The following is a 7,916-nucleotide window of genomic DNA, read 5'->3' on the forward strand; positions in this document are numbered from 1 at the left end:
ATTTATTTATACTGAACCAGTATATTGACTTATAAAGTATTTTTGATACAAATGACAACTGACAATTGCTTGATTTTCTCTGAGTTTAATTAAACCCATACTATTAAGTTTATAAGCAATAATTGGATCGACTATCATTGGTTGATTCCCTTGACAAATCTGTTGAAAAATATCGGCAAGTTCGGGTTGTTTTTGTAAAGTGACCCAGTGCAGCTGTAAATGAGAGGAATAAATTCCCGTTGATGTAATTGCTGATTTGATTAAATCTGGCATCGTGATTCGCTCTTGGCTAAGATGATAAATCGCTAAATGAATCAAGGCAGGATGTCCTCCCACTAAGTCGATCAACTGTTGAATTTCGTTGGTTGCTAATTCATTTAATTGATATTTTTTTGCCAATTCTGCCACTTGTTCTTGATCAAAACCCTGTAACTCTATGGGTAATCCCACATTAAAAGGAGACTGTTCTAATCGCAGAGAAACATAAGATTCTGTGGATTGAACAATAATTAAACGTAATTTCTGCCACAGGGGAGATCGCTTAGATTCTTCATAACAAGCTCTGATTAAAGGTAAAAAATCTTCTGCTACTTTCGGATGTTCAAAGACTCGATGCACTTCGTCTAAAGCCAATACCAGTGGCTGTTTTATCTCTCGTAAAATATACTCTTCAAAATAAATTGTCCAACTCATTTTAATTCCTATATCTTCATCCCAATAATCATCTAATTTGGCTTCTAAATTCAACTGCCGAGCGCAATTACGGCAGATCCAGCGTAAGAACTTGTTAAAATTTGCTATGATGTCTTGGTCTGCTTTTTGTAAATCTAAACTAACAATTTGATAACCGAATTGCTGTTGACAAGCCTCTAAAATTGTTAATAATAAAGACGTTTTTCCCCATTTTTTGGGAGCTTTAATGCGTACTAACGCCCCAGATTGTCCGATTTCCTCGATAATTTTTGCTTCAAGTTTTGTTCGTTTTAGATAATAATAAGAATTATAGGGAACAGGAGCATCTGGGTATTCTGGACGCTCATTTTGGAGATATTCATTACCGCAATACTGAAGCGATGTGGAGTTGGTAAAATGAGATTGTAGTCTAGATAAAAAATTTTTCTTATTGATCGGTTCTCCGATCAGTTGCGAGAGTCTATGATAGAGTTCTGGGGCAACTACATTGGCAAGATAGCTGCTACTATAACCGTTTTCTTGGGCAATTTCTTGATAGTTCTTTTTCTGCCAAAGTCCTCGCAATAATAATTGTTCTGTGTCATTGAGACAGCGATTCTCAAGCTTGAGCAGTTGCCGATTAAGAATCTCTTGGATTTCCTCGAATTTCATTATTTTTGTCTAAGGTAAGAAGATTTGATGGAATAGATTATTTGATTTTTCAGTTCCGTTGCAGCCAGAAAACCTGAATCTTGACATAACAGCACCGATTCAAAATAGAATTGGTATATTTGACAAACAAGCTGACGAGAACCAGTAACCGACAAAATTGTGCGATGGCAACCCTGAGAGGGATTCCATTCCCCTCTTGCTAGGAAATTATAGCATTTCTTGTCAAGGTCAATTACACGGGAGCAATTATCTCTTGATCATTTCTATCAAAACCCCTAAGTCTTCCGCGTCTAACCCCTCGATAATCCTATTAACAATTAGTTCGGAAAAATCCTCACAGGAGTTGACTAGACAGGGTTTTAGCAATCAGATGTACTGCATTTCAACTGCCTATTGAGAATTTTAGTACAGTGGCTGCTCCCAATCTTCGCGACAACGGTGAACAGTTACTGTTCATCCCTCAATACACTTGCTCCCAGAGCTTCTAGGGTTTCTTGCAGCATTTCAGCGCGAGAGAAATTACCCTGATTTTTCAATAATTGTAGGCCTTTTTGCCAAATCTCTATCGCCTCATTATAACTACCGAAAGCTATATAAGCAACCCCTAGATTTTGGTAAATAGTGGGATTATCCGGGTTTAACTTGAGAGCTTTTTTATAAGCTTTAATCGATTCTGGTAGCCGGTGCAGTTGTTTGAGAACCAGTCCTAAATTATAGTAACCATCGGCATAGCTAGGATCAATTTCTACGGTTTTCTCAAAGATAGATAAGGCCGTTTCGTATTTTTCTGCTTCGTATAATAACCCACCTAAATTATTATAAGCACCCAGTTTTAATTTATCTAAAATTGGCTGCTTAATCGCTTTAATAAAATTATCGGCTGATTGCTTAAATTCCTCTACTGAATAATAATAATTAGCGAGATGATAATACAACTCGTATAAAATATGCGGATTAGAGCCATGGCATTTTAAACCGTGTTTGAGCAGCTTAAAACCCTCTTTATCCCTGCCAATCTTCAGATATAACCCTCCCAATTTACTACACACATAGGGATCGTGGGGATGTTGCTGATAAAAACCCTCCATCGCTTTTCTTGCCCGTTCAAACTTATCTAAGCTGGCTATTTTATCCACGGTGTAACCGTAGTGAAAGATAGCAATTTCTGGCAGTTCAACTATTTTCCAATTAGGCTCTTTTTTTAATAAAATAGCCACATTATCATCAATAATTGAGTGATAGGGACGGGTAAAAGTGACCTGAGGATGTCGGCGAAATAGCCGCGAAATTAGAGAATAAGGTGATTGTATGGCTCCGATTTCATGGCGGATTAAATTAATCACTAAATTTTCCTCTTTTTCCATTGCCCGACGCATTTTCGGTACGATAGCGGCATTTAATTCCTCATCAGCATCAAGGACTAAAATCCAATCGCCAGTAACATATTTTAAAGCCTCATTTCTGGCATCGGAAAAATTACCCCGCCAATCGTAGCTAGGAACTATGGCACCGTAACTTTGAGCAATAGCAATCGTATCATCGGTCGAACCCGTATCCATAACGATCATCTCATCCACCACCCCTTTAACGCTATCCAAACAGCGCCGGAGATTTTCGGCTTCATTTTTGACAATCATGCAGAGACTAAGTTTAGGCATAACTTTACTCACTCTAGCGGTCAATCTTGAGGGATAGCGGCTAATCAATAACCCACTGATTAGCGCTCACCGATTATCGATCATCCTCTGAGTCTACCTTAAACCGTTCTACCGAAGAAAGCAGCTCCCGGGAGATACTCACCAATTTTTGCAGAGAACCCGCCACCCGTTGGGATTCTTGGGAAGTTTCCTGAGCAGTCAACTCCACCGACTGCATAACTTGGGCGACATTGAGGGAATTTTCCCGTTGTTTGACCGTATCGGCGGTAATCGATCGCACCAGCGTATCGATGCGATTAGAAACTTGGATAATATCTTCTAGGGACTTCTTCGCCTGTTCCGAGCGCTCGGTGACATCGATAACCTGTTGAATCCCTTCCTCCATCGCCGTCATTACCGAACCCGTTTCCGATTGGATATGTAAAACGATCTGTTCAATTTCCTTAAGCGATTTAGCAGCTCTATCGGCCAACTGACGCACCTCATCGGCCACAACCGCAAAACCGCGGCCCGCCTCTCCTGCTCGCGCCGCTTGAATCGAGGCATTAAGAGCCAATAAATTGGTCCGCGAGGCAATCTGAGAGACTACCGCGACAATTTTCGAGATTTCCTGGGAAGCTTCCGCCAAACGCTTGACTTTTCGCGCCGTTTCTGATACTGTCTCGCGGATTTGTAGAATTCCCGCCACGGTTCTTTCCACGGAATCGCCCCCCTTCAGGGCGGTAATCGAGGAAGTGCGAGCGACTTCTTCGGCTTCTCTGGCGTTTTCTGCCACCCGTTGAATTGAGTCGGTCATCATCTGTACCGAATTAAGGGTGACGGCCAATTCCTCCGCCATCCGCAGGGCATCGCTAGACTGATTGCGGGCGAAAGATTCACTATTGGTACTGCCTTGATTCACCTGTTTTGCCGCTTTTTTCACCTGTCGGACAATTTCGCGCAGGTTTTGGATAGTCAAATTAAAAGCATCGGCCACCGCCCCTAAAACATCGGCGCTTACCTCCGCTTCCACGGTCAGATCTCCCCGAGCCGCTCCTTCCACATCATCGAGAAGTCGAATCACTTGCCGTTGTAAGTCTTCCCGTTCCCGTTCCGTTTCGGCGGCGCGGCGTTGGGCTTCCGTGGTGGTAACTACCACCACCCGAGCCATCTGATTGAAACGATTGGCCAGTTGACCGAATTCATCTTCCGAGTAGATCGTCGCTTTAGCGTTAAAATTACCTTCCGAGAGATGCTCGAATTGGCTTTGCAGATCGTTGAGACTGCGCTTAATCTGACTAATTAGCAACTGTAAACCTAGCCAAGTCAGGGCCAGGGTTCCCAGTCCGGTTAATAACATCATGGTTAGTACCGGTTGACTGAAGGGGGAAAGACTGGCTGATGCGGGCGGTTTCGGGGCCGGTTTGGGGGCAACCTTTTCGGTTTTTGCCTGGCTATTCGGGGCTGGTTTGGCAGCCAAGAGCGTAGAAAGCCAAGAGGTGGTACTAACGGCAAAAATTATGATCACAGGGGTAATACCCGCTAAAGCCGCTAGGATTAGTTGTTTTTTGCCTAAAGAAGCGTTGACAAAAAAGCCTAATTTGCCCGGATTGACTTCCACCACTGGCTTGAGCAAGCGCTCGGAAGCATGGGTAAGATGACTATCTCTTTTGTCATTGGGGGTTTTTAGACGAGAAGGATTAAATCTAGGCTCTCCCACACCAGAACTGGCATTAAGGCGCGCACTGGGTTCGGGGAGAAAACCACCACTTAAAGCTTCCCCCCCCGAAGGGGTAAATAGCTCCCAGTCCCCCAGTCCTTGAACCGTATCCGTCAGAGCCAGTGGGGAAAAACCGTCTAAATCCTCATCATTGAGTTCTGGTTGCCCAAAATCTCCGGTTTCGTCTTCCTCGTCTCTTTTTTGAGTGACTCTGCCCTGATTAGGGCCAGTTTTTGCCCCTTGTGGGTGGGTCGATTCCAGGTCAATGGCAAAAGTGCTTTCTTCTAGGGTATCCCTATAGGATAACTCCTGATCTCTACCGGTGAGGGGATTTCCCCCCAGAGCAGAGGAAACCATAAAAGTGGCTTCTCCCGTTGACCCTAACTCACCGTCCCACCCTTCCTCCAGCGAGTCAATCTCCGCCGCTTCTAAAAAGGGGAAAGGGGCTTCCCCCTCCGCCGAATCGCTAGACCACTGGGAACCGTGAGAGCCAGGGCCCTGCCGGGTAAGGGAACTAAAGGCGGTTTCCTCCGATTCCTCAAAATCATCGTCATAGGAATGGACTTTACTTACCGTAGGCTCGCTGGGATCCTCCTCATTGAAAAGACTACTATTCAAATCCAGCCCTTTTTTTTGTCCATCGGGGTCAGCCCCTGGCGACTTCCAGGAGCGAGAATGGTTAAAACCTTGACCTAGATCGAAAGCTGCCTCGCTGTAGGCAATGCTTTCCGTAGCAGCGATCGTAAAATCTCCCTCCTCGGCTTCAAAACCAAATTGCCGAATCTGATCGAGACCACGCTGGGCATAATCGACTAGATCGGAGCTATTGGGAGAATTTTTAGCCAATTGCAGCACTTTTTCGTAACGTTCCTCCGCCAATCTGTATTGTTGTAGTCCTAGATGAATGTGACCCTGTAAAAGCATGACATTGGCATCCTCGGGATACTTGCTGATCATCTCTTTGACAATGACGGCGGCATCCTCAAGGTTGCCCTGGCAATAGGCGGTGTTAGCCTTTCTATAAAGTTTTGCGTATTCTGTCCCTGACGGCATTTGCCCCTCCCCTAGTAAAGTTAAATGAAGTAGTTAGTAGTTTCAAGAAAGAATTCCTATAAATCCTATTCTGCTATTTTTTTCAGGTTTTAAGCCGCCCAACGGGCAAAACGGAGTATGGCCAGATGATCGAGTAGTCTTAAGGTTTTTTTTGATTCTTGGCCCAGAATCCACTCTCCCTGCACATAGAGGGCGATCTGATCGGGAATACTGGCCGCACTACCTAGTTTATCTGGGTCGAGCCATTCCATATCTCCCAAACGTTCCACCGCTAAACCGAGGATCGTTTCCTCTTCTTTGATCGCAATTATGGGAATTTCGGCTCGATCGGTGTTTAAGCGGCTGCTATCCCCCAAAAATTGCCCGAGATCCGCCACCCAGATCACTTGACCCCGGAGATTGATCGTGCCGAGGAGCAAGGGTGAAGCATTGGGAATGGGGGTAATGCGATCGAGTGGTTGCTGTATTACCTCGCAAATTCCCACGGCACTAAGGGCAAACTCGTCCTGAGAGGGTAGATAAAATCGCAAGTACAGTTCACCGACGGGAGTTTGTAATTCCTGATTGTCGGGGGCGATATTTTGAGCGTTACGAGCAAAAAAATCGGCGTTGTTAAGCATGAGTTTAGTTCTCTTGCAACTAATAATTCGGGCGGCGTTTTTAGCTGTCTTGACCTATGCCATAGCTAGACTGTCCCCGGTGAGGGCGATTTTATCGGCGCAACAGTTGTTTAATGGTATAAATGAACTCAATCGGTTCAAAGGGCTTGACAATGTAGGCATCGGCTCCGATTTTCATGCCCCAATAGCGATCAAAGACTTCCCCTTTCAAGGAACAAATGACCACCGGGACATTTTTGGTTTTTGGATCCGACTTGAGACGACGACACACCTCATAACCATTCATGCGGGGCATGACGATATCGAGGACGACGAGATCCGGATTGGCTCTCTGAATATGTTCGAGGGCTTCCACCCCATCCGTGGCGATCGTGACCTTAATGCCGCTATTGCGGAGTAGATCACAGATCAGTTCCCGTTGCGTTTGGCTGTCTTCTACCAGCAATATTTCGCTCATAACTCCCTACCTAGCTAGGCTGCCAAGAACAACAATGGCAAAAGATGCCCGATAATAGTCCCCGTTGACCGGATGCTCCGAAATTTCTCTCATTTTTGCCTCCAACGCAATCTGAAATTTATCAGGGGTTTCCCTCTAAACAAGGACTTGATTCACCCTTTCGGGTTTCATCTCTATAGTTCCCAATTCCACCGTTAAAAACCACCAGCCAAGAGATTTTTGTTCGGGTTTGGGGGTTGGGTGTGAGGTTTTAGGGTGTTGGGTTTTAGGATTTTAGGATTTTAGGCTTTTAGTTGAAATTCCTCAGTAAAATACTGCGAATCTCGATCTCATTGCAGCTTCCTTCCATAATTTCTCGGAATCTCCCCCAATAGACCCTATTTCTTTTAGTCTAGGAGAAGCATTTATCTTACTTGTGAGGTACAAAGTCTCGGGTTTTGGGGAAGGCCGGAACTGGGGAAGGCTGGAGCAGTAGCTGGTCGTCTGGGGATGATGCCAAATGCCTTCATACTTCATCTTGATGAGAAACGCTCTCTTAGACCAAATCCGTTTTTAATAGTGTGATTAACTCTCAAGTTATCAATTGTTTCTCCCTGCTCCCCACTCCGCAGCTCCAGCGCTCCCTTCTCCCCACACCCCACACCCCACTCTCCTATACCTTTTAAACAGGATTTAGTATTACCTCCTCTTGTCACTAATAATAAATCTGATAAGCTAATTATGTAACATATTTTTCAGTAAGCTTTACTGAATTTAAACCAGCCCTAGAGATTTTTAGTACAAAAGTTCTAGCTCCCTGTCTTTGCTTGTAGCTCTCATGCCGTCTTAACCGATAATTTAGATGTGTAGTCAGCTTATTCACAGCAGCCAGAGGTAAAAAGGGTCAGAAAACACGAGCCGATTTATCTCAAATGTCGGGGTGAAGACCCTCGCTTTTAGCGACGGGATGAAACCCCGACCAATATAAAACAGCGAAGCACGACTAAAATCTTGACAATCTATGCTGTATAGTGGGACTTAGGCGTTTTCGGTCAGCAAAAAAGGCTCAAACCATTACGGGACAAAGGGTTAACCTCGATTTATGA

General features: G+C 44.5%; 5 protein-coding genes. All 5 read right to left on the reverse strand.

The annotated features are described in order from the left end of the window. Window positions 1–6: 6 nt before the first annotated feature. On the reverse strand, window positions 7–1,344 hold the full coding sequence (locus IM477_RS00630; protein WP_287730055.1) for an AAA-like domain-containing protein: 1,338 nt from the start codon (window positions 1,342–1,344) through the stop codon (window positions 7–9). Between the two features lie 446 nt (window positions 1,345–1,790). After that, the gene (locus IM477_RS00635; RefSeq protein ID WP_287730057.1) at window positions 1,791–3,002 is read right to left on the reverse strand and encodes a glycosyltransferase; all 1,212 of its coding nucleotides are present in this window, start codon (window positions 3,000–3,002) and stop codon (window positions 1,791–1,793) included. A 73-nt stretch (window positions 3,003–3,075) separates the two neighbouring features. Continuing rightward, window positions 3,076–5,754, reverse strand: a complete 2,679-nt coding sequence (locus IM477_RS00640; RefSeq protein WP_287730058.1) for a methyl-accepting chemotaxis protein — start codon at window positions 5,752–5,754, stop codon at window positions 3,076–3,078. Window positions 5,755–5,843: 89 nt separating this feature from the next. Next, window positions 5,844–6,374, reverse strand: a complete 531-nt coding sequence (locus IM477_RS00645; RefSeq protein WP_287730059.1) for a chemotaxis protein CheW — start codon at window positions 6,372–6,374, stop codon at window positions 5,844–5,846. Between the two features lie 91 nt (window positions 6,375–6,465). Continuing rightward, window positions 6,466–6,831 carry a response regulator transcription factor gene (locus IM477_RS00650; protein WP_002798118.1) on the reverse strand — a complete coding sequence of 122 codons (366 nt, stop codon included), beginning with the start codon at window positions 6,829–6,831 and terminating at the stop codon, window positions 6,466–6,468. Window positions 6,832–7,916: the final 1,085 nt, after the last annotated feature.

Source organism: Microcystis sp. M090S1, from assembly GCF_020246295.1.
Taxonomy (GTDB): domain Bacteria; phylum Cyanobacteriota; class Cyanobacteriia; order Cyanobacteriales; family Microcystaceae; genus Microcystis; species Microcystis aeruginosa.

Coding starts and splice junctions, on each gene's coding strand:
- IM477_RS00635 (WP_287730057.1), bottom strand. CDS start 3,002: ATGCCTAAACTTAGTCTCTGCATGATTGTCAAAAATGAAGCCGAAAAT.
- IM477_RS00630 (WP_287730055.1), bottom strand. CDS start 1,344: ATGAAATTCGAGGAAATCCAAGAGATTCTTAATCGGCAACTGCTCAAG.
- IM477_RS00645 (WP_287730059.1), bottom strand. CDS start 6,374: ATGCTTAACAACGCCGATTTTTTTGCTCGTAACGCTCAAAATATCGCC.
- IM477_RS00640 (WP_287730058.1), bottom strand. CDS start 5,754: ATGCCGTCAGGGACAGAATACGCAAAACTTTATAGAAAGGCTAACACC.
- IM477_RS00650 (WP_002798118.1), bottom strand. CDS start 6,831: ATGAGCGAAATATTGCTGGTAGAAGACAGCCAAACGCAACGGGAACTG.